Origin of the sequence: Flavimaricola marinus (assembly GCF_900184895.1) — a bacterium.
GTDB classification, from domain to species: domain Bacteria; phylum Pseudomonadota; class Alphaproteobacteria; order Rhodobacterales; family Rhodobacteraceae; genus Flavimaricola; species Flavimaricola marinus.
The window spans coordinates 1-20,367 of sequence record NZ_FXZK01000004.1 but is presented as its reverse complement, the minus strand read 5'-3'; the positions used below and the strand labels follow the sequence as shown (position 1 = coordinate 20,367).

Here is a 20,367-nt window from a genome sequence, read left to right as displayed (position 1 = left end):
CCCAAATGTGGCAGTCTTGCCCTCATTTGCCAAAGCGGCTAACGGCGACCACCGCATCTGGTAGGCTGCCTACCTTTGCCGCATCTCGGCTGCTAAATGGTTGCAATCGCGCACCATATTTGCCCCAAATCTGCCTCCATCCTTACCGATACATTAACCATCGTTGTCCAGGGGAATGGAACGAGGCAAATTTATGGCAATAATGAGGCAGATCGCCGCGCGTCGGCGGAATCAAGCTGGAACAAGGGAGCGGCAAAGTATCGCCCCCACCCGGATTGAGGGCAGGACAAAGATGTTATCTAGACTGACAGGAGCAATCCTGCGGGCGGTGTTGGTGGTATTGCTTATTGCGACACCCTCCATACTTTTGCCCGGAACCAATGCCGATACCGGGCAGACGATCGCGCTTGTGGCGCTGATTGCCGCCGTATTTACTGTTCTGGAGTACCAATCCAGCTACCCCAGCCTCGTCGAATTCCGCGACGCGCCGCCGTTCAACCGCGTTCGCTTCGGCGCGTTGTTTATCACGGTTTTTGCCCTGACTCTGATCCTGCGCGGCGAATCGCAACCGTCCACGATGACCCAGCTGGCGCAGGCCGCCGGTCGTTCCATTGGCGAAGTGATCGATTTCCCCTATTCCCCCGTCCGCCTGATCGTCCTGATGCTGCCGGAGAACGCTTCTGCATTCTTGATCGACCGTGTCCGGACGGCGGCTGGCCTGAGCTATCTGGTCTCGATCATGTCCTTGGGCATCTTTGTGATCTTGCTCCGACTGCGTGGATGGCCCACCCGTCACAAGAACTTTAACGTCTGGGTGAACCTGCCCACATTCGACCCGACAGCCGGTGGCGACGTGGTCGCACGTCTGGAGCGGGACAGCCAAATTAACCTTATATTAGGGTTTCTGCTGCCATTCGTTATTCCGGCCTTCATCAAGCTGGCGTCGGATTTCGTTGATCCGATCAGTTTGAGCAACGACCACACCTTGATCTGGACGATAACTGCATGGGCGTTCCTTCCAGCCAGTTTGTTGATGCGCGGCATTGCCCTGTCCCGCGTGGCATCCATGATCAGCGAGCAGCGCGAACGCGCCAACGTGGCCGGACAGGACGGAACTGTCCTCGCGCACTGATCCTCTTTACAATCAGCATGTTGGCGGCCCTCTTGGCCGCCTTCTTGCCGTCTGAGAGCCGTGCTCAGACGCTGCGCGTCGCCACCTGGGCCGCCCCTCTGAGCCGCGATGGCCCCGGCCTTTTGCTCCGCGACATCCGCAAGGGCGAGGACGCTCAGATCGCAGCCTTTGTCGCCGTTCTCGACGAGGTTCGGCCCGACGTTCTGCTGTTGACGGATATTGACTGGGATCTCGAGGCGATGGCACTGACCGCGTTGATCGCGACGCTGCGTGCACAGGGGTTGGACTATCCTTACCACTACACCGCCCGGCCCAATGCCGGCATCCCGACCGGTCTGGACATGGACGGCAACGGCCGCCTCGGTGAGGCGCGAGACGGTCTGGGCTATGGCCGGTTTTCGGGCAACGGCGGGCTTGCGATTATCAGTCGGTATCCGGTCGGTATCGCGGAGGCGCGAGCGTTCACCGATTTGCGCTGGCGTGACCTGCCAGATGCTGTGCTGCCGCTATCCGCAGATGGCACCCCGTTTCCGTCTGAAGAGGTGCAGGCCATGCAACCGCTGTCGTCGACGGCCCACTGGGTTGTTCCCATCACCGTGCCCGAAGCATTGCCGATTGATCTGATGGTCTGGTCCGCGACACCGCCGGTGTTCGACGGGCCGGAAGACCAGAACGGCCTGCGCGGCCGGGACGAATTGCGGCTCTGGACCAAGCTGTTGGATGGTGACTTTGGCGACCCTCCCGCCAGGTTCGTCATCGCCGGAAATGCCAATCTCGATCCGGTGGACGGCAACGGTTTTACCGATGCGATGGCCGCGTTCCTCAATGATCCCAGAGTGATCGATCCCCGCCCGCGGAGCGCGGGCGCCGAGGCAGCGGCGGACCCCGATCACCGGGGCGATCCGGCGCTGGACACCGCCGATTGGGACGATGGGGCGCCGGGCAACTTGCGGGTCAGCTATGTGCTGCCGTCAGCATCGCTACGGGTTGTCGGATCAGGCGTGTTCTGGCCTGCTCCGGACGACCCGAAAGCCGCGCTATTGGGCGACGACGGGCTGGCGATCGGCCCGCACCGCTTGGTCTGGGTCGATATCGACCCCTAGGGGTGCCCGCATGACCTGCTGCTTTGGTGTAGGCACGAAATCCGGCAGGAGCCTTTGGAACTTTGCCCCGGAGATGCTGTGCGGCATGTCCCAGAGATAGCGCATTTCCATGAGCTCCCGCGCCAGTTCCCAGAACGGCGAGGCCATTCGCATCGCCCACCACGGAAACCGCGTGATCCGCACAGGGCGCGACATCGCCTCTGACAGCTCTGATTGTAATTCAAGCAGCGTGAAGGCGTGGCCGGGAAACGGCACGTCCTCAAATGTGGCGAGGCTGACTTGCCGGTCCGCGAGCATCTGCATCGCACGCGCCATATCCGGCACGTAGCAATAGGGCTGCATCACTCCCGGATCGCCTCCGGCAGTGAGTTTGCCCGATCCGATGCTGCGGGCCAGAAACATGCTCATGATGTCGCCATTGCCGAGCGGATCGATGAAGTTGCCGCCGCGCAGAATGATGGTCTGTACGCCGGAGTCCTTATACATCTGTTCGATCTGAACCCTGATCTTGCCCTTCCGGCTATGCGCATGCTGGGGCGTATGCTCGTCCAACACGCCCGGCTGGTTGCCGAAGTTGTAGACATTGCCCGGAAGGATCACGGTGGCGCCGCTTGTCTTGGCGGCGTCGATGACCTGCCGCGTCAGCGCGGGCAGGATGGTGGCCCAGTCGTGATAGTTGGGCGGGTTCAACCCATTGACGATCACGTCGGCTCCCTTGGCCGCGACCGTCATATCGCTGCCGCGGTCAAAGCGCCGGACGCTCCAACCCGCATTCCAGAATGCCTCTGCTGCGTGGCTACCGATTTTTCCTGAAGGTCCGAGAATGAGAACGGTTTTTGTCATGTTGCCTCTCCGAATTGGGATCGACTGGACTCTCCATCAACCAAGAACAAATAGACATTGCCCAAATTCCTATGTCGTGTATTCAATTTTGAATGAACTTTGCGCTCCCTTCCGTAGATTGGTCTTTGATCCAGGCGTTCCTCGCCGTGGCAGAAACCGGCAGTCTGTCGGCCGCCGCCCGTCAGTTGGGCGCAAGTCAGCCGACGCTTGGCCGCCAGATCAAGGCGATTGAGGCGCAGTTGGACGCGGAACTGTTTCACCGCCACGCCAAGGGGTTCGAGCTGACCGAGACCGGGCTGGCTCTTGTTCCGGCCGCTCGCCAGATGCGCGAGGCGGTGAACCAGATCGCGCTGACCGCAGCCGGTCAGGCCGGTCGTCTGGAGGGCACCGTGCGCATCACCTCCAGCGATGCGATAAGCGTGTTTCACCTGCCTGAAATCCTCGCCCATATCCGCGAAGTCGAGCCGCAGATCGCGCTGGAGCTGGTCCCTAGCGATACCTCCACCAACCTGCTCTACCGCGAGGCCGATATCGCGGTGCGGATGTATCGCCCGACCCAACTGGACCTTGTGACCCAGCATATCGGCGATCTGAAATTGGCGATGTTCGCGGCCAAGAGCTATGTCGCCCGCCGCGGCATCCCCGCCGATGCCACGGAGTTCCTGACCCATGACCTCGTCGGCTATGACGCCAATCCGGCGATGCTGGAGGCGATGACCCACTTTGGCCTGCCTGTCACCCGCGACAGCTTCAAGACTCGCTGCGACGCCAATCTGGCGAACTGGGCCTTGGTTCGGGCAGGTTGTGGCATCGGCTTTGGTCAGGCGCAGGTGGGCCGGGCGGACCCGTCGTTGCAGGAAATCAGTCTGGATTATCCCCTGCCCTTGCTGCCTGTTTGGCTGACCGCCCACGAAGCCATGCGTCAGAGCCCGCGCATTCGGCGGGTTTGGGATTTGCTGGCCGACGGGCTGCGCAAGGTGATTGCGGCTGACGCCCGGTAGCCCCCGGTTTATGGAACGCGGCCCACCGCCGGGGGCGCCGGTGTGTATTGCCGCCTCGGACGGCGAGCGCCGGCGCTGCAAATCCTCGCATCAGGGCCTGCTTCGGCGCGGCGCGACCTTGACCCTTTGCCGGCACTTGGCTACGCCCGCTGAAACCACTTATTTCGAGGATCAGCGCAATGGCCAACCCTTCCCTTCTTATCCTTGCCGGTGACGGCATCGGTCCCGAAGTCATGGACGAAGTCAAAAAGGTGATCGGCTGGTTCGGTGCCAAGCGCGATATGGCTTTTGACGTCTCGGAGGATCTGGTCGGCGGCTGCGCCTACGATGCCCACGGAACCCCTCTAACCGATGCCACGATGGAAAAGGCCCAATCGGTCGACGCCGTTCTGCTGGGTGCTGTCGGCGGCCCGAAATACGACGATCTGGATTTCAGCGTGAAGCCCGAGCGAGGCCTGTTGCGCCTTCGCAAGGAGATGGATCTGTTTGCCAACCTGCGCCCGGCACAGTGCTTTGACGCGCTGGCCGACTTCTCGTCGCTCAAGAAAGATATTGTCGCCGGTCTCGACATCATGATCATCCGCGAGCTGACCTCGGGCGTCTACTTCGGCGAACCGCGCGGGATCTTTACCGAAGGCAACGAGCGTGTCGGCATCAACACCCAGCGCTATACCGAGAGCGAGATCGCCCGCGTCGCCCGCTCGGCGTTTGAACTGGCTCGCAAGCGCGGCAACAAGGTCTGCTCGATGGAGAAGGCCAATGTGATGGAATCCGGCGTGCTCTGGCGCGAGGTGGTCACCAAAATCCATGCCGAGGAATATGCCGATGTGGAGCTGAGCCACATGTATGCCGACAATGGCGCGATGCAGCTTGTCCGCAATCCCAAGCAATTCGACGTGATCGTCACCGACAACCTGTTCGGCGATCTGCTGTCCGATGCCGCTGCGATGTTGACCGGCTCGCTGGGGATGCTCCCCTCGGCCTCGCTTGGCCTGCCGATGGCCAATGGCCGCCCGAAGGCGCTCTATGAGCCTGTGCATGGCTCCGCCCCGGACATCGCCGGCACAGGCAAGGCGAACCCGATCGCCTGCATCCTGAGCTTTGCCATGGCGCTGCGTTATTCCTTTGACAAGGGCGACGAGGCGACCCGTCTGGAAGAGGCGGTCAACAAGGTGCTGGCCGATGGTCTGCGCACCGCCGACCTGATGGGCCCCGAAGGTGGCACACCGATCTCGACCACGGAAATGGGCGATGCCATCGTGGCTGCCCTTGACGCCAGCCTCTGATCGAGAGGCCCGAGCACCGAACTGAAAGCCGCCTTGCCGGGCGGCTTTCGCCGTTCTGGGGCCACCGTTTTCGACAGCGCCGCCACCGGGCGGCTGCGGCGTTCGCACTCTGCCTCAATAACAGCAGATCGTCAGCTTTTCTCGGTTTTTGCCGGCTTAGACCTTGCAGCCCCCGTCTGCCTGTTTGAAAGCTGTACTGTATCGCAAAGCCAAGCTTATCGTGAAGGATCCGACCATGACCCCCAATGCAAAAGGCGCACTGCTCGCTTTGCTGGCGTTTGCCGTCTATGCCACTCACGATGTGGTCGTGAAACTGATGGGCGGGATCTATTCGCCGATACAGCTGATCTTTTACTCGGTGCTGTTCAGCTTTCCTCTGGCCCTTCTGATGCTGATGCGTGACCGGACACCCGGCACCCTTTTGCCGGTGCATCCGTGGTGGATTGCGCTGCGGACGGCGGCGGCGGTGCTGACCGGTCTGAGCGCGTTCTATGCGTTCTCGGTTCTGCCCTTGGCCGAGGTCTATGCGATCATCTTTGCCACCCCGCTGATCATCACGCTTCTGGCGATTCCGGTTCTTGGCGAGAAAGTGGGCATACGTCGGGGCTTGGCCATCTGTGTCGGTCTGGCCGGCGTGATCGTGGTGCTGCAGCCCGGCGAGACCTCGCTGACGCTTGGCCATCTGGGCGCTTTGGGTGCGGCGGTCGGCGGCTCTGTCGCATCGATCATCGTGCGCAAGATCGGATCGGAGGAACGCTCTGTCGTTCTACTGTTGTATCCGATGACCGCGAACTTCGTTCTGATGGCCTGCGCCTTGCCGTTTGTCTACGAACCGCCGCCGATCGAGCATCTGGGCGCATTTGGCGCGATGGCGCTGATGGGGTCTGCGGGCGGCCTGATCATCATTTTTGCCTACAAGGCCGGAGAGGCCGTCGTCGTCGCCCCGATGCAGTATTCGCAAATCTTGTGGGCCGCCCTCTATGGTGCGCTGTTCTTTGACGAATACCCCAGCGCCGCCACGATTGTCGGTGCCTCGATCATCATTGCCAGTGGCTTGTATATCGTCCTGCGCGAGGGCCAATCGAACGTGTCGGTCAACCGCCCCGTCCTGCGCAGCCGCGCCCGGCCAGAGACCGGCACGACCCCCCGTCGTCCGGTCCTGCAAGGCTTTGGCGCGAGCGTCGCCGTCTCGCATTCGGAGCCTGAATAATCCTTGCAAATGCCCGCTTGTCGCGCTAGGTCGCGCGGCATCGGTCGGAGTGTAGCGCAGCCTGGTAGCGCACCTGCTTCGGGAGCAGGGGGTCGGAGGTTCGAATCCTCTCACTCCGACCAGTTTTCCCGCATCGTGTCGACTCGCCTCTCGGGCCCGCGCTTGCCGTTGGGTTGGCGCAGAGCCGCGCGCAAAAGCCTCTCTTCCGAACTCGGGGGTTGGGCCGTCCCCAAACCGCGCTACATCCCATATCGATCAAGGGAGGTGCCTGATGGAGTTATCGCCAGAGTGGGAATACGTGGCGGATACGGTGATGGGTGGCGTTTCGACCGGCACTCTGTCGCACGAGACGATCGCGGGCCGCGATGCCGTCCGGCTGAAGGGCGACGTGTCGCTGGAGAACAATGGCGGGTTCGTGCAGGCCGCCTTTGATCTCGCCCTTGATGCCAGCGCGTGGGACGGGTTCGAGATCGATGTCTTCGGCAACGATCACACCTATGAAATGCGGCTGCGCACCGATCAGCTGACGCGTCCCTGGCAATCGTTTCGGGCCGAATTCGATGCGTCTTCCGAGTGGAAGACGATCCGCCTGCCATTTGCAAGTTTCGAGCCGCACCGGACCGATGCCGCCCTTGATGTCGCTCGTTTGCGCCGTGTCGGCGTTCTTGCGATCGGAGAGGCCTTTCACGCCGATGTCGCGATTGCCTCGGTGCGGCTGTTTGCCCGCTAGGCTTGCCGACGTGGCCGCCCCAGCTAGCTCACGCCTTGGCCGATATCGCCGCTCCGGAGGAAGATGACAGACAGCTCCCCAAATGCCCGCCCGGTTGCCGTCCCAAGTGGTCGGCTTTCCCGCCTCGGCCGGCTTGGGTCGCTGACGGCCGGTATCGCGGGCAACATGGCCTTGAACGGCGCGGCCCGGATGAGTCGCGGCGAGCGCCCGTCGATGCGCGACCTGATGCTGACACCGCGCAATGTGACCCGCATTGCGGATGAGCTTTCAAAGATGCGTGGCGCAGCGATGAAGATCGGTCAGTTGATCTCGATGGACAGCGGCGAGGTGCTGCCGCCGGAACTATCGCAGATCATGGCGCGGCTCCGTTCGGACGCCCATTTCATGCCGCCCGCCCAACTGAAATCCGTGCTCAATGCGCAATGGCCGGAGGGCTGGCTTGCTCGATTTGCGCAATTTGAAGTGCGCCCCATCGCTGCGGCGTCGATTGGACAGGTCCACCGCGCCCGATTGAAGGACCGCCGCGAGATGGCGATCAAGGTTCAATACCCCGGCGTTGCCCAGAGCATCGACAGCGATGTTTCGAACGTGGGTGCCCTGATCCGCATGTCGGGGCTGGTGCCTGCCGGGCTCGACATCGCACCCTATCTCAGCGCCGCCCGTGAGCAGTTGCATGAAGAGACGGACTATCTTCGCGAAGGCCGCTATCTGCACCGCTTTGCCGATCTGCTACGCGCCGACCCCGGTTTTGTGGTGCCCGAGCGGTATGAGGATTGGACCACACCGCAGATCCTGTCGATGTCGTTCGCGCAGGGTCGCCCTGTCGAAGAGGCCACGGAGGCGAGCCAGGAGTTGCGCGACGGGATTGCGGGCAGGCTCATCGCCCTGATGCTGGCAGAGCTTTTCGACTTTGGCCTCATGCAGACCGATCCGAACTTTGCCAACTATCGCTATGAGCCTGAGACCGGCCGGATCGTGCTCTTGGATTTCGGGGCGACCCGCGAGATCTCCCGCACCGTTGCCGAGCAGTATCGCCGATTGATGATCGCTGGTCTGGAGGCCGACACAGAGCGGGTCGAGGCCGCTTGTCTGGAGATCGGGTTCTTTGCCACGGATACCGCTCCGGCCCACCGCGCGCGTATCCTGTCGATGATCGCGATGGTGTTCGACGCGATCCGTGCGCCTTCGTTCGACTTTGGCGGGACGGACCTGGCGCAACGGCTTCAGGCCGAGGGCATGGCCTTGGCCGACGACGGCTTTGTGCCGCCTCCGCTGCCGATCGACGTGCTGTATTTGCAGCGCAAGTTTGGAGGCATGTTCCTCCTCGCGGCCCGGCTGGGTGCCCGAGTGGATATCGAGGGCCTTTTGCGTCGCAGTCTTTGGGGCTAACACTTCCCAGATCAGGCACTCCGAAGGATGGCGACCATGGGACAGAAATACACAGCTGCGCATTGGGGAAGCTATCGTTTGGCCGGCGAGGGCGAGGACCTGTCTCTGACCCCGGTGGATACGGACCTCAACCCGTCGCGCATTGGCCGCGGCTGGGTGAGTGCGATGCGCAATTCCGACGCCCGGATTGCTCGCCCTTCGATCCGCGAGGGCTGGTTGAAACATCGTGATCACGACCGTTCGGGAGATGCTGTGTTCCGAGAAGTCCCTTGGGACGAGGCGCTCGACATGCTTGCCGAAGAGCTTCGCCGGGTCATCGACACTCACGGGAACGAGGCGATATATGCCGGCTCTTACGGCTGGGCGAGTGCTGGCCGATTTCACCATGCGCAGTCTCAGCTCCGGCGGTTCCTGAACGGGATCGGCGGTTATGTGTCGTCGCGCGATACCTATTCTCATGCGGCGGCCGAAGTCTTGTTCCCGTTCGTAGTGGGAATGAGCCTGAATGCGGTGCAGGATCAGACGACCAGCTGGTCGTCCGTTGCGGAGCATTGCGAGTTGTTCGTGGCATTCGGCGGTGTCTCGGCCCGCACAGCGCAGGTTTCCTCCGCTGGCACCACGACCCACGAGGTCGAAACGTGGATGGGCCGGGCGCGGGCCAACGGAATGGCTTGCGTCAATGTCTCGCCGCTTGCCACGGATTTGCCGGGGGCCGAGTGGCTGGCGATCCGCCCCGGCACCGATACCGCGCTGATCCTCGCTCTGGCCCATGAGATATTTGCAGCGGGGTTGGCCGACCGTGACTTTCTGGCGCGATACACACACGGCGCTGACAGGTTTGAGACCTATGTGATGGGCACTGATGACGGCCTGCCCAAGACCGCCGAGTGGGCCGCCCAGATCTGTGATGTGTCTGCCGAAGCGATCCGCGCTTTGGCCGCCCGGATGGCAAAGAGCCGGACGATGATCGCCGTCACTTGGTCGTTGCAGCGGGCCGATCATGGTGAGCAGGCGATGTGGGCCGCTTTGGCGCTGGCTGCGATGCTCGGTCAGATCGGACAACCGGGGACGGGCTATGGGTTTGGCTATGGCTGCACCACGCCTGTGGGTCGCCCAGCCCGGCTGGTCCCGTGGCCGTCTGTGCCGCAGGGGCAGAATCGTGTGACTGATTTCATCCCGGTGGCCCGCGTTGCCGACATGCTCGAGGCGCCGGGTGCGCCCTACACCTATGCCGGAACAGACCGCACCTATCCTGATGCCCGTCTGGTCTGGTGGGCGGGCGGCAACCCGTTTCACCACCATCAGGATTTGCAGCGCCTCGATGCCGCGTGGCGTCGGCCCGAGACCGTCGTGGTGATGGACCACAGTTGGACTGCCACCGCACGCCGGGCCGATTTCGTGCTGCCGACGACCAGTCCGCTCGAGCGCGACGACCTGATGCTCAACCGCCGCGATGCTGGATTGATCTACATGTCGGCTGCGATGCCGCAATTTGCCGAGGCCCGCGACGATTATGCCATTCTGGCCGGTCTTGCCGAGCGAATGGGCACGGCCGACGCCTTTACCAAGGGCCGCTCGGTTGACGAATGGCTGCGCCATCTGTGGGAGCGCTGCGCGCCCGTGGCCAAGGTCGCCGGGCTGGACCTTCCGGCATTCGACGACTTTCGCCGCGAGGGGATGATCCGGGTGCCGGACGAAGAACAGGCGAAGGTGCTGTTCGCCGATTTCGTCGCCGATCCAGAGGCGCATCCGTTACCGACCGAGAGCGGCAAGATCGACATTTTCAGCCCGAAGATCGCTGACGCTGACTTGCCCGACTGCCCGGCGCATCCGACGTGGCTGGAGCCGGTCGAATGGCTGGGGGCTGCGGCCGAGGATGAACTGCATCTGTTGTCGATCCAGCCCGATACCCGCCTGCATGCGCAATTGGATCAAGGCTCGGAAGCTTTGGCCTCCAAGATCGAGGGTCGCGAGGTTTGCACGATGCACCCGGACGCCGCGGCTGCACGCGGGCTGACGGCAGGCGACATCGTATTGTTGGAGAACGCCCGCGGCGCCTGCTTGGCCGGGCTAGCCCTGTCGGACCAGATGCGCCCAGATTGCGTGATCCTGCCCACGGGGGCGTGGCTCGATCTGCAAGAGATCGACGGCCGGATGATCTGCGTCAGCGGCAACGTCAATGTGCTGACCATCGACAAGGGAACGTCGGGGCTGGGCCAGGGCAACATCGCGCACACCGCGCTGGTGCGGGTGCGTAAGTGGGACAAGCCGCTGCCGGAGTTGCGGGTGACGAAGCCGCCGAGGTTCGCTTAAGTCAAGGATGCGGTGGTGGCTTGCCCGAGACGTTGATCGGCGGGAACGCCGCCGACCCCAATCCGATCAGCACCTACCGGGTGATCCGGTCCGTCGACGTTGACAGGATGACGACGGACTTGCCGGTCACATGCCGCAACCCGCAGCTTTCCAGCATGGCCCGCGAGGGGATGTTGTCTCGCGCCACGAATTCCATCGTGGCGGTTGCCCCGAGTTCTTCTACCGCCGCGAGGTTGGACAAGGCATCAACCTGCTTGCCGAGCCCCAAGCCGCGCAGCTCCGGGTCGACGGCGATCAGCCCGACCCAAGCGACACCGGCAAATGGGCTGTACCGGTTGTGGGTCATCGCGGCAAATCCTGCGGCGGCGATCCGACCGTCGGAATGCTGCAGGACCAGCAGTTTGGCCGGGAACAGACGACCAAGCAGCGCGTCTTTGGAGAAGGGCGACACCCCGTGCGCGGAGAGGAATTTTTGCACCTCATGCGTCAACTCCGTCGTGATCTCGGCGTCTGGGGTTCGGATCACCCCGTCAGGCAGCGGCAACGCGGCAATTGGCCTGCACACCGTGCGAAGCGTCTCCGCGTCGGCCATGAACAAATCCCATCGGTGCACCACCGGGTTGAAGGATGAGAGTTCGTCACAGGCCCGCTCGACAAGGCGTTCGTCCACGCCCCTAAGAGACACCATGCCGTCGTCGACCATGACCTTGCGGATCCGTGACCAACCCAGGGATTCCGGATCGTCCGAGGTGAAGGCACGCGCATGAATGACCGCGCCCGGCTGATCCAATAACTCCGCGACTTGCAGGTCTCGTGCCCTTTGCAGCGCCTGAAACTTCGGGTCTCCGAAATAGGGTGAATCCGGCCGTTCCATCGCGTTCCCCCGGTCGCTGGACTAGGCCAATTATTCCCGATTTCCGGCACTCCGGCAACCGTTCGAGTCGTGCGTCGGCCCAACGACAAGCCGCGGGCAGCCTGCCGGCTCGAAGATGAGCCTAGTCGTTAGGGTCTAGTAAGGCACGTCCACCGGCGCGAAGCTCTCAAGCGGTTGGGCTTCGACTTTGCGCAGGAGGTCCGTGACGCCCGCGACCATTTTGGCCGCTGTCGCCGCGCCCTTTTCTGCCGTGGCCAGATGCGCCTCGCCCACGACACCGTGCGGATTGACGTCAGAAGCGATCCAGCCGTAAGCCACCGGCCCCACCGGCGAAATCAGGCTGGTTTCGGCGGTGGACCGGAAGTCTTGCGCTTTGCTCATATCCACCGTGTCGGGCCGGAAGTGCAGCACGAGCGAGGTTTCCACATCGCCGCCGTGAATGCCGTATGTGCTTTCCTGCGCCGAATACATCCCCTCGGGGTGCCCGCCGATCCCCCAACCCGAGCGCACGACGAACATCCCAGCCCGCACCCGCAATTCGCGGGCGACGATGGAGATGAGATCCGTGTTGCCGCCGTGGCTGTTGAGGATCACCATTTTGCGCACCCCGGCACGCGCCACTGACAATCCGATCTCGACCCAGAGTTTCAGCGCGGTTTCGGCAGACATGGTCAGCGTGCCGGCCGCCCAGAGATGCTCGTTGGACTTGCCGACCTGTTGGGTCGGCAGCACACGGATATCCAGATCGTCGGGACAGCTTGCCTTGAGCTCGGCCAAGAGCCCATCATTGATGATCGTATCGGTTCCGACCGGCAGGTGCGGCCCGTGCTGTTCGATCGCTGCCGTGGGCAGGATGGCGATGGTGCGCATCGGGTCGATCTCTTTGAATTCGGGGGCGCGGTAATCTTTCCAGTCGCGGCGGATCGTCATGAGAGGACCTCTTTGGTTTGGGGGGCGGGAGCCGATTTGGCCCGCAGCAGCTTGTCCATCTGGGTGCTGACCCGTCTGAGATGTTTGGCCCGGCTGGCGGGCGTGGAGCTGTCCATCAGGTAGTGCGCGGCAAAGACCTTGCGCGATTTCGGGTGCAGCAGCAGGCCGACCCCGCGCATGAGGGTCCGCCGCCCCGGAGCCCCGATGAACCGGGTCAGCCACCAGCTTGCTCCACAGGTGGTAAAGACACCCATCCGGGTGATGTGTTGCAGCCCCGGTCGGATCGTCTTGTTCACGCCGTCTGGCATCAGGAAGGCAACGTCGGGCAGCATGACCCTGTCGAGCCACCCCTTTAACATTGCCGGAAGGCCATACCACCAGGTCGGGTAGACAAAGATCAGCGTGTCGCACCATTCGAGAGCCGCGCAGTGGGTTTCGACGGGTTGCCTGTTGGCCGGCGCATCCAGATAGCCTGTCCATTCCTCGGCCACGAGAACCGGCTGGAAGCCTTCGCCGTAGAGATCGACGAGCCGGGTTTCGGCTCCGGCCTCGCGCAGCTTTTCCATCACTAAATCGCGGATACCCGCGTTGAAGCTGTCGCCGGTGGGGTGGCAATACACGACGAGGGCCCGCATCAGAACGCCGCCATCTCGGCTTTGACCTTTTCGAGATAGGTGCTGCGTTGTGCGTGCGTTGCGTTGTTCATGTCGTAGAGCGCCAGATAGCGGACCTTGTCCGGCTTGGTCACACCCCAGACCGCCCGCTTGATCAGCTTGCGCGGTGGATCACCGGCCAAGAAGGCCCGCATCGGCGTGGCGCCATAGGTGGTGACCGCCGCGAGTTTGCGGATGTTGGTCAGGCTGCCTTGGACCTTGCCGTCCTGTAGCTTGAACGACACCCCGGGCAGGAACACCCGGTCGAAGAAACCCTTGAGGATCGCGGGGTAGCCGAAGTTCCAGACCGGGAAGACGAGCACCATCGCATCGGCGGCTTGGACGCGGTCGACATAGCCCTGAACCGGACGAGTGTTGATGTCGACGTCGTGGTAGTTTCGCCGCTCTTCGGCGCTGAGCACCGGGTTGAAGCCTTCGGCGTTGAGGTCGCAATCGTCGACGTCCCATCCCACTTTTGTCAGCATCTCGACCGTGGCCGTATGGAGCGACGCGGAGAAACTCTCTTCGCAAGGATGTGCGAAGATCACCATCACCCTGGGCATTACTCAGCCGCCTTTCGCAGGCCCGGATAGGCATACATCTGATCGTAGCCCCAATCCGGATCGTCCCAAGCGATCATCTTGCCGGGGTTGAGCAGCCCCTTGGGATCGGCCTCGCGTTTGAATTCCAACTGCCGTTCGTCTGTGGATTGACGCCCGCCTTCCTCTAACGTGTAGCGGTGCGGATTGAAGATCATCGCGCCCTCGGCCTCGTGCAGAGCGACGATTTCGTCCAAGCGGGCTTCGTCGCTGAATTTCACCAAGGACAGCCCGCCCATGCCGACTCGCCCGCCTTGCCGCGTGACCTCGACGTGTTGCAGCACCTCGGGCGAGAACATCTCGCGCATCTTGTTGACCAGACTGATGGGATCGTCGGTGCCGTAGCCGACCTGCAGGTAGGTGATCGACGGATCGACCTTGAGCGCCCGCAACGTGGTGTGGTTCCAAGCGTATTCAAAGACGTGACCGGGGTGGCGTGCCCAATCGTGATCGTCGGAGCGATAGATCACATCGGCCCCGTCATACCGGGCGCTGAAGGTCTGAAAGCCGGACATGGCGTGCGGCGCGACCATCAGGGCCACGACGACATCGTCCGCCTCTACATAGGGGGCGACCCTTTGGAAGTAGTCCTTCGCGATGGGTGCCTCGAAGACCGTCGCCAGCTTGATCAGCATGCCGTCGCAGCCGACCAGGTCGTAGCAATAGGTCAGCGCCTCGGTGAAATCCTTGAAGCTCAAAAAGAGTTCCACCCAGTCATAAGCGGGCGCCAGCGGGATCTCGATCTCTGTGATGATCCCGTTGGTGCCGTAGGCGTGGCTGACCCGGTGCAGTTCCTCGCCGGTGATCTCGAGCACGCGCGGCTCCGCCTCCATCGTCACCACGCGCAGGCGGATGATGTTGCCCACATCGCGCAGCCCGCCCCAACGGACGCCACCAACACCACCGGAGCCGCCCGCGATAAAGCCGCCGATTGTCGCGGTCGCCCAAGTAGAGGAAAACAGCCGGATCTCTTGGCCGGAATGCTCCTTGGTGGCGGCGTCGATGTCCTTGAGCAGACAGCCCGGCTCGACGATGGTGCGGCCGGGGTGAATTTCCTTGACCGCGTTCATCAGATTGAGGTGCAACACGCATCCTCCCGCCAAGGGGATCGCCTGACCGTAGTTGCCCGTTCCCGCCCCGCGTGTCGTGACCGGCACGTCGTGTTCGTAGCAGATTTTCAGCACCTCGATCACCTCCGCCTCATTGCGCGGCGAGACGACGAAATCGGCGACCAGCCCGTCGAGCCGGTCCTTGAGCACAGGAGAATACCAAAAGAAATCCCGGCTCTTGGTTTTGACGGAGGCCGGTTTGGTATCGACCTCCAGATGCGACATGGCCTCAATGGCGGCGGCGATGTTCGGGGCTGTCATGCTGTCCTCATCAGGTGATCAAGCTCGGAGTAATCCGGCAGGGTTCGGTCGATCTGTTTGCCGGCGCGTAGCACGATCCGGTCGGCCTGCGGCCGGGCGAACAGTTCCGTCCATTCGCGGGCGCGGCAGATCACCAGATCGGCGGGCGCGCCGGGTTCGAGGCTGGGGGCCGCGAAACCACAGGCTGCGGCTGGGTTGGTCAGGAAGGCGTTGGTCCAGTCCGGATCCGAGTGGTCCAGATGCCCGATGCGGGTCGTCTCGCGCATCACTTCCAACATGTCCATATCGCCGTAGGCGTAGAACGGATCGCGCGTGTTGTCGGAGGCGAAGCTGACGCTGATCCCGCGTGATTTCATCTCGTGAACCAGAGTGATGCCCCGGTTGCGCGGGGTGCGCGCCCAATGACGGTCTTGCAGATACAGGTTGCACATTGGCAGGCTGACGACGTTGAGCCCCGCCTTGGCGACAAGGTCAAGCGTGGCCATCGCATCGTCTTCGGTCATCGTGGAGAGCGAGCACAGGTGCCCCACGACGACCGGCATATCAAAGCCGTGGTCCAGCACGCATTGGGCGATGTCTTTGAGAGTATTGACCGAGGGGTCCAACGTCTCGTCAACGTGGAAATCGACCGCCATTCCCCGATCCTGAGCGGCGGCAAAGAAGGTTTCGAGCTGACTTGGCAGCCGATCCGACGGCGTTGTCAGCCCGCCGAGAACGCCGTCATGGCGCGCCACGAGGTCTGCGACCTTGGTAAAATTCTCCGGGTCTTCGACCATGTCGATGTTCGACAGGCAGGCCGCTTGTAGATCGATGCGCCCGGCCCATTCATCGCGGAGCGCGGAGAAGATCGTCCAACTGACGTCTTCCTCGGGGCTGAACTGATCGAGATGCGTGCGGATTGCGCGGGTGCCGTGGGCATAGGCGCATTTGAGCGAAAAGGTCATCCGAGGCGGCAGATCGACGTCGTCCCATCGCCCCGGCTTGTCTGTGCCGACCGCATTGATCGCCCCTTCGAACGAGCCGGTGGGATTTGGGGTGCGCGGCCAGATGTGCCCCTTGTCGAGATGGGTGTGCATATCGACAAAGGCCGGAAAGACCATTGCCCCCTTCATGTCGACCACGGTTGCGTCGGCGCAGGGCGCGCTGATTTTTCCCTCGTTGTAGGTCAGGTTGGTAGAAACCAGCGCCTGATCCTGACCAAGCAGGCATCCGGGCACGGTTATATTGTCCAACTGCACGGAGGCGTCGGTCGGGAGCGTCATGTAGTCCATAGTTATTCTCTTTTGACGGCACTCTCGTGCCATTTGCGCAGAGCCAGGTGGCTGATCAGCGACGTGGTGGCAAAGATAACCACGCCGGTGAGCGCGATCAGAAGGAGGGCCGCGAACATCCGGGGGATGTTGAGCCGGTAGCCGGCTTCGAGGATGCGGAACGCTAGGCCCGAGCCGATCCCGCCGGTGCCAGCGACATATTCCGCAACCACCGCCCCGATAAGGGCGAGCCCGCCAGCGATACGTAGACCGCCGAGAAAGTAGGGCAATGCCGAGGGCAGTTGCAGGAACCGCAGCCGCTGCCAGCGGGTCGCTTTGTAGATGTTCATCAGGTCGCGCAGATTGTGGTCCGCCGATTTCAGCCCCAGCGTGGTGTTCGCGAGGATCGGAAAGAACGCCACGATCCACGCGCACAGCAGTAACCCGACCAGCCTGCTTTCGACGTAGATAAAGATCAGCGGTGCGATCGAGACGATGGGCGTCACTTGCAGGATCACCGCAAAGGGCGAAAACGACATCTCGGCGAATTTGCTTTGGGTGAAGAGCACAGCCAAACCGACCCCGCCGAGGATCGCGACGGTGAGCGCCATGAAAGTGATCTGAAGCGTGACAAGCAACGATTGAAACAGCGTCACCCGATCCTCGAACAGGGTGCTGAGCACCAGCCCCGGACCGGGCAGCACGTAGTGCGGGATCTCGTTCCAGACTACGACCCTGTCCCAAAGCCAGATCGTCAGCGACAGGACCACCATCGGCACGACCCAACGGGCGACTGCCTCGATTTTTTGGGCGCGGGCGTAGCGCTCTTCTTCGGCGTCAAACAGCGGACCTGCGCCGGTCTCGTTCGCGACGACGACGTCGGTGTTTTCTGTAATGCTCATTTAATGCGCCTCGCCGGGCTCTAGGGTGCTGTGCAGGGTATCGGAAGTTTCGCGGGCGATGCGGGCGTATTCTGCCGAGGTGCGCCACTCGATGCCGCGTGGATAGGGTGCGTCGACTTGGATCTCCTTGATGATCCGGCCCGGACGCGCGGCCATCACGAGGATGCGGTCTGACAGGAACACACTTTCAAACACCGAATGGGTCACAAAGATCACCGTGGCCCCGGTGCGGGCCTTGAGCGAGAGCAGATCGTCGTTCAGCTTTTGCCGGGTGATTTCGTCAAGCGCGGCGAAGGGCTCGTCCATCAGGATCAACCGAGGGTTTGTCACCAAGGCCCGCGCGATGGAGACCCGCATTTTCATGCCGCCGGACAATTCGCGCGGATAGCTGCCTGCGAATTTCTCGAGCCCGACGAGGGCCAGTGCCTCCATAATCTTGTCTTTCACGGAGTTGAAAGACTTGCCACGCAGGCGGAACGGCAGCCAGACGTTCTGCGCCACGGTTGCCCACGGCATCAGCGTGGGTTCCTGAAACACGACGCCGAGGTCGTCACTCCCCTGACCGCCTTCCCAAAGGATTCGCCCCAATGTGGGCCGCATCAGCCCTGCGATCAGGCGAAGAGCCGTGGATTTTCCACAGCCCGACGGCCCCAGCAGGGAAATGAAATCGCCTTGGTTTACCGTCAGCGATAGCCTCCGCAGGGCGACCACTCCGCCGTTGAAGGTTTTGTCGACCTCTTGGATGCGCAGAACGGGGTCGCGCTGTCCGAGCGATGGAATTGTGCGGTCGTGGGCTGTCATGGGGCCTCCGAAGGGCGGAAGGGTGAGCGGGCCGACGGCCCGCCCGTGGTGACGGGTGCGGATCAGGGCTTGAGATCGAGACCCACGCCGCCGTTCACGAATTCGGTGGTGTACGACACGCTGATGTCGAGCCCTTCGGGGACCACGCCTGCAGCGACCATCTTGTCGTAGAAATCCGAGACCCGTTCATCGGTCATCGCACCGATGCCGAGTTCGAGGGTATCCCCGCTATCGACGATGCCCTCTTCGAGCATGGCCTGAATGGCGAAATCGATCTTGTCCTGCGACATGTCGGGATTGTCGGCGAGGATCAATTCGTTGGCGGCGGAGTTGTCGCCGTAGAGATAGTTGTACCAACCCTTGATCGAGCCATCGACGAAGCATTGCACGACCTCGGGCCGCTCGGCGATGGTGGTCGGTGTGGCCTGGACCGTTGTCGAGTAGCCGGTATAACCCGCATCGGCGATCAGCCAGACGTCTGGCACCATCCCGGTTTCGGAGGTGATGGCGTAGGGTTCGGACGACAGATATCCCTGCATCGCCGAATCTTCGTTCACGAGGAACGGCGCGGCGTTGAAGGTATATGGCTGCCGCTGGGCGTCGTTGAACCCGAACTCCGCCTTCATCCATTCGTAGTAAGTTGCGCCGTCTTGCACGATCATCGTCAAATCGGCCAGCTCTTCGAAGCTGCTGACCTTGCCGGGGTGCGAGATCAGGACCTGTGGGTCTTTCTGAAATGCTGCCATGACGTTGACGATGGGCAGGCCCTGTTCGATCGCGAAGAAGGTGTCCAGCGTGCCGCCCATGTAGAAATCGAGCCTGCCTGCGACCATCAGCGCCTGATTGTTCACCTGCGGGCCGCCGGGCACGATCGTCACGTCCAGCCCGCATTCGGCATAGGTGCCATCCGCGACGGATTGGTAGAAGCCACCGTGTTCGGCCTGAGCGACCCAGTTTGTGCCATAGGTGACGGCGACGTTTTCGGCCTGTGCTCCACCGGCGATTGCCGTGGACAGGGCGGCGAGAGTGAATGCCTTGCGGCTGAGTGCGACTGACATGAAGGGATTCCCCAAAGGTTAAGACTCCCTCACCGGAGGCCACCGACCGGCCAATGAAAAGCCTCCGCGCGAGGATCATTTGTCGGGGTCACGGCGACTGCTCAAATCATTTGCAGGTGGGAGGGTCGATGCCGATATTGGTGGCACTGTCTCTCTTTGAAGCGGTGCCATGGGTGGTTCCAAGTTGTGTTTTTGTCCCTGAACGCAGAGGGGGTGGATGAAAGGACGACCAATGACCCCTTTGATTCCAAAAGATCTTCCCGCGCCATTCGGCCGTTATTCCCACGGCGTTTCCGTGCCCGCCGGCTGCCAGTTCGTGATGACGTCTGGTCAACTCGGTGTCGATGTGAACGGCCAGTGTGCGGAGGATGCCTTGTCTCAGGCGCGGCAGTGCTTTGCCAATTGCGCCGCGATCCTGCGCTCGGCCGGCATGACTGCGCTCGATGTCGTCCGGATCAATGCCTTTGTGACCGACCGGGCGCACATGGCCGACTATATGAAGGCAAGAGACGAGTTCTGCGCAGCGGTCACGGATCTACCCACTTCGACACTCGTCATCGTGTCGGGCTTTACCCGGCCCGAATTCAAGGTTGAGGTCGAAATCACGGCCGCACGCGGGACGGGCTGACGAATAGATCGGTTTACGCGGGTCTAGCCGAATTCCTGGTAAGTGTCTTCTGTCCCGCCAATGAGAACTTTGCCGTCGTGCAGGAGCCATGCGTGGGCGGCGAGGCGTCCTTCGGGATCTTTTCTCGCGCCGAGCCGGATCTACGGTCAGGACTCATTGAATTTCGCGTGGCAGTGTGTTTGAGCGTTTGAAAAACGAGCGGTGACATCTCTGATCTCTTCTGGCTGAACGATGCGCGGATGGTCCGTTTGGAGCCCTAATTACAAAATTCCACGGCGAGCCTCGCGCAGATGGT

General features: G+C 62.2%; 20 protein-coding genes and 1 tRNA gene. 10 read left to right on the top strand and 11 right to left on the bottom strand.

Annotated elements, in window-relative coordinates:
- The first annotated feature begins 292 nt into the window (after positions 1 to 292).
- Positions 293 to 1,132, top strand: coding sequence for a hypothetical protein (locus tag LOM8899_RS11150; RefSeq protein WP_093992311.1), 840 nt, complete (start codon positions 293 to 295; stop codon positions 1,130 to 1,132).
- A 32-nt stretch (positions 1,133 to 1,164) separates the two neighbouring features.
- Positions 1,165 to 2,235, top strand: coding sequence for an endonuclease/exonuclease/phosphatase family protein (locus LOM8899_RS11145; RefSeq protein ID WP_245820507.1), 1,071 nt, complete (start codon positions 1,165 to 1,167; stop codon positions 2,233 to 2,235).
- On the opposite strand, the gene LOM8899_RS11140 is transcribed toward LOM8899_RS11145, so the two are convergent.
- Positions 2,170 to 3,078 carry an NAD-dependent epimerase/dehydratase family protein gene (locus LOM8899_RS11140; RefSeq protein ID WP_093992309.1) on the bottom strand — a complete coding sequence of 303 codons (909 nt, stop codon included), beginning with the start codon at positions 3,076 to 3,078 and terminating at the stop codon, positions 2,170 to 2,172. The two genes, LOM8899_RS11145 and LOM8899_RS11140, sit on opposite strands and share 66 nt — an antisense overlap.
- 125 nt (positions 3,079 to 3,203) lie before the next feature.
- On the opposite strand from LOM8899_RS11140, the gene LOM8899_RS11135 reads away from it, so the two are divergent.
- From LOM8899_RS11135 to LOM8899_RS11105, 7 genes are all read left to right on the top strand, one after another.
- The gene (locus tag LOM8899_RS11135; RefSeq protein WP_306456514.1) at positions 3,204 to 4,079 is read left to right on the top strand and encodes a LysR family transcriptional regulator; all 876 of its coding nucleotides are present in this window, start codon (positions 3,204 to 3,206) and stop codon (positions 4,077 to 4,079) included.
- 179 nt (positions 4,080 to 4,258) lie between these two features.
- On the top strand, positions 4,259 to 5,365 hold the full coding sequence (gene leuB, locus LOM8899_RS11130) for a 3-isopropylmalate dehydrogenase (RefSeq protein ID WP_093992307.1): 1,107 nt from the start codon (positions 4,259 to 4,261) through the stop codon (positions 5,363 to 5,365).
- Between the two features lie 235 nt (positions 5,366 to 5,600).
- Positions 5,601 to 6,575, top strand: coding sequence for a DMT family transporter (locus LOM8899_RS11125; protein ID WP_093992653.1), 975 nt, complete (start codon positions 5,601 to 5,603; stop codon positions 6,573 to 6,575).
- A gap of 45 nt (positions 6,576 to 6,620) precedes the next feature.
- A tRNA-Pro gene (locus tag LOM8899_RS11120) sits at positions 6,621 to 6,697 on the top strand.
- A 149-nt stretch (positions 6,698 to 6,846) separates the two neighbouring features.
- Positions 6,847 to 7,305, top strand: a complete 459-nt coding sequence (locus LOM8899_RS11115; protein ID WP_093992306.1) for a CIA30 family protein — start codon at positions 6,847 to 6,849, stop codon at positions 7,303 to 7,305.
- A 63-nt stretch (positions 7,306 to 7,368) separates the two neighbouring features.
- A complete protein-coding gene (locus LOM8899_RS11110) occupies positions 7,369 to 8,694 on the top strand; it encodes an ABC1 kinase family protein (RefSeq protein ID WP_093992305.1) in 1,326 nt (441 codons plus the stop codon).
- A gap of 36 nt (positions 8,695 to 8,730) precedes the next feature.
- Complete coding sequence (locus LOM8899_RS11105; RefSeq protein ID WP_245820506.1) at positions 8,731 to 11,007, top strand: molybdopterin-dependent oxidoreductase; 2,277 nt, start codon at positions 8,731 to 8,733, stop codon at positions 11,005 to 11,007.
- Positions 11,008 to 11,080: 73 nt separating this feature from the next.
- On the opposite strand, the gene LOM8899_RS11100 is transcribed toward LOM8899_RS11105, so the two are convergent.
- The 9 genes from LOM8899_RS11100 to LOM8899_RS11060 all read right to left on the bottom strand — a co-directional run bounded on the left by LOM8899_RS11100 (position 11,081) and on the right by LOM8899_RS11060 (position 19,444).
- Positions 11,081 to 11,881 (bottom strand): GNAT family N-acetyltransferase, encoded by an 801-nt coding sequence (locus LOM8899_RS11100; protein ID WP_093992303.1) that lies wholly within the window; start codon positions 11,879 to 11,881, stop codon positions 11,081 to 11,083.
- Between the two features lie 135 nt (positions 11,882 to 12,016).
- Positions 12,017 to 12,811 carry a creatininase family protein gene (locus LOM8899_RS11095; RefSeq protein WP_093992302.1) on the bottom strand — a complete coding sequence of 265 codons (795 nt, stop codon included), beginning with the start codon at positions 12,809 to 12,811 and terminating at the stop codon, positions 12,017 to 12,019.
- Complete coding sequence (locus tag LOM8899_RS11090; protein ID WP_093992301.1) at positions 12,808 to 13,446, bottom strand: NAD(P)H-dependent oxidoreductase; 639 nt, start codon at positions 13,444 to 13,446, stop codon at positions 12,808 to 12,810. The genes LOM8899_RS11095 and LOM8899_RS11090 overlap by 4 nt, the downstream gene beginning before the upstream one ends.
- Positions 13,446 to 14,027: an NAD(P)H-dependent oxidoreductase gene (locus LOM8899_RS11085; RefSeq protein ID WP_093992300.1), complete on the bottom strand. Its 582-nt coding sequence runs from the start codon at positions 14,025 to 14,027 to the stop codon at positions 13,446 to 13,448. Before LOM8899_RS11085 ends, LOM8899_RS11090 begins: the two co-directional genes overlap by 1 nt.
- A complete protein-coding gene (locus tag LOM8899_RS11080; RefSeq protein ID WP_093992299.1) occupies positions 14,027 to 15,433 on the bottom strand; it encodes an FAD-binding oxidoreductase in 1,407 nt (468 codons plus the stop codon). The genes LOM8899_RS11085 and LOM8899_RS11080 overlap by 1 nt, the downstream gene beginning before the upstream one ends.
- Positions 15,430 to 16,704, bottom strand: a complete 1,275-nt coding sequence (locus tag LOM8899_RS11075; protein ID WP_093992298.1) for a cytosine deaminase — start codon at positions 16,702 to 16,704, stop codon at positions 15,430 to 15,432. Before LOM8899_RS11075 ends, LOM8899_RS11080 begins: the two co-directional genes overlap by 4 nt.
- A gap of 2 nt (positions 16,705 to 16,706) precedes the next feature.
- Positions 16,707 to 17,585, bottom strand: coding sequence for an ABC transporter permease (locus LOM8899_RS11070; RefSeq protein ID WP_093992297.1), 879 nt, complete (start codon positions 17,583 to 17,585; stop codon positions 16,707 to 16,709).
- The gene (locus LOM8899_RS11065; RefSeq protein ID WP_093992296.1) at positions 17,586 to 18,386 is read right to left on the bottom strand and encodes an ABC transporter ATP-binding protein; all 801 of its coding nucleotides are present in this window, start codon (positions 18,384 to 18,386) and stop codon (positions 17,586 to 17,588) included.
- Positions 18,387 to 18,448: 62 nt separating this feature from the next.
- Positions 18,449 to 19,444 carry an ABC transporter substrate-binding protein gene (locus tag LOM8899_RS11060; RefSeq protein ID WP_093992295.1) on the bottom strand — a complete coding sequence of 332 codons (996 nt, stop codon included), beginning with the start codon at positions 19,442 to 19,444 and terminating at the stop codon, positions 18,449 to 18,451.
- Positions 19,445 to 19,676: 232 nt separating this feature from the next.
- Here LOM8899_RS11060 and LOM8899_RS11055 point away from each other — a divergent pair, with 232 nt between their 5' ends.
- A complete protein-coding gene (locus LOM8899_RS11055; protein ID WP_093992294.1) occupies positions 19,677 to 20,072 on the top strand; it encodes a RidA family protein in 396 nt (131 codons plus the stop codon).
- 23 nt (positions 20,073 to 20,095) lie between these two features.
- Here the strand turns inward: LOM8899_RS11055 and LOM8899_RS23915 are convergent, their stop codons facing one another.
- Entirely contained in the window at positions 20,096 to 20,212 is a 117-nt protein-coding gene (locus LOM8899_RS23915; RefSeq protein ID WP_093992652.1) for a lasso peptide biosynthesis protein, read from the bottom strand.
- Positions 20,213 to 20,367: the final 155 nt, after the last annotated feature.

Coding starts and splice junctions, on each gene's coding strand:
- LOM8899_RS11095 (WP_093992302.1), bottom strand. CDS start 12,811: ATGACGATCCGCCGCGACTGGAAAGATTACCGCGCCCCCGAATTCAAA.
- LOM8899_RS11125 (WP_093992653.1), top strand. CDS start 5,601: ATGACCCCCAATGCAAAAGGCGCACTGCTCGCTTTGCTGGCGTTTGCC.
- LOM8899_RS11055 (WP_093992294.1), top strand. CDS start 19,677: ATGACCCCTTTGATTCCAAAAGATCTTCCCGCGCCATTCGGCCGTTAT.
- leuB (WP_093992307.1), top strand. CDS start 4,259: ATGGCCAACCCTTCCCTTCTTATCCTTGCCGGTGACGGCATCGGTCCC.
- LOM8899_RS11100 (WP_093992303.1), bottom strand. CDS start 11,881: ATGGAACGGCCGGATTCACCCTATTTCGGAGACCCGAAGTTTCAGGCG.
- LOM8899_RS11080 (WP_093992299.1), bottom strand. CDS start 15,433: ATGACAGCCCCGAACATCGCCGCCGCCATTGAGGCCATGTCGCATCTG.
- LOM8899_RS11115 (WP_093992306.1), top strand. CDS start 6,847: ATGGAGTTATCGCCAGAGTGGGAATACGTGGCGGATACGGTGATGGGT.
- LOM8899_RS11065 (WP_093992296.1), bottom strand. CDS start 18,386: ATGACAGCCCACGACCGCACAATTCCATCGCTCGGACAGCGCGACCCC.
- LOM8899_RS11060 (WP_093992295.1), bottom strand. CDS start 19,444: ATGTCAGTCGCACTCAGCCGCAAGGCATTCACTCTCGCCGCCCTGTCC.
- LOM8899_RS11105 (WP_245820506.1), top strand. CDS start 8,731: ATGGGACAGAAATACACAGCTGCGCATTGGGGAAGCTATCGTTTGGCC.
- LOM8899_RS11070 (WP_093992297.1), bottom strand. CDS start 17,585: ATGAGCATTACAGAAAACACCGACGTCGTCGTCGCGAACGAGACCGGC.
- LOM8899_RS11090 (WP_093992301.1), bottom strand. CDS start 13,446: ATGCGGGCCCTCGTCGTGTATTGCCACCCCACCGGCGACAGCTTCAAC.
- LOM8899_RS11085 (WP_093992300.1), bottom strand. CDS start 14,027: ATGCCCAGGGTGATGGTGATCTTCGCACATCCTTGCGAAGAGAGTTTC.
- LOM8899_RS11075 (WP_093992298.1), bottom strand. CDS start 16,704: ATGGACTACATGACGCTCCCGACCGACGCCTCCGTGCAGTTGGACAAT.
- LOM8899_RS11110 (WP_093992305.1), top strand. CDS start 7,369: ATGACAGACAGCTCCCCAAATGCCCGCCCGGTTGCCGTCCCAAGTGGT.
- LOM8899_RS11140 (WP_093992309.1), bottom strand. CDS start 3,078: ATGACAAAAACCGTTCTCATTCTCGGACCTTCAGGAAAAATCGGTAGC.
- LOM8899_RS11150 (WP_093992311.1), top strand. CDS start 293: ATGTTATCTAGACTGACAGGAGCAATCCTGCGGGCGGTGTTGGTGGTA.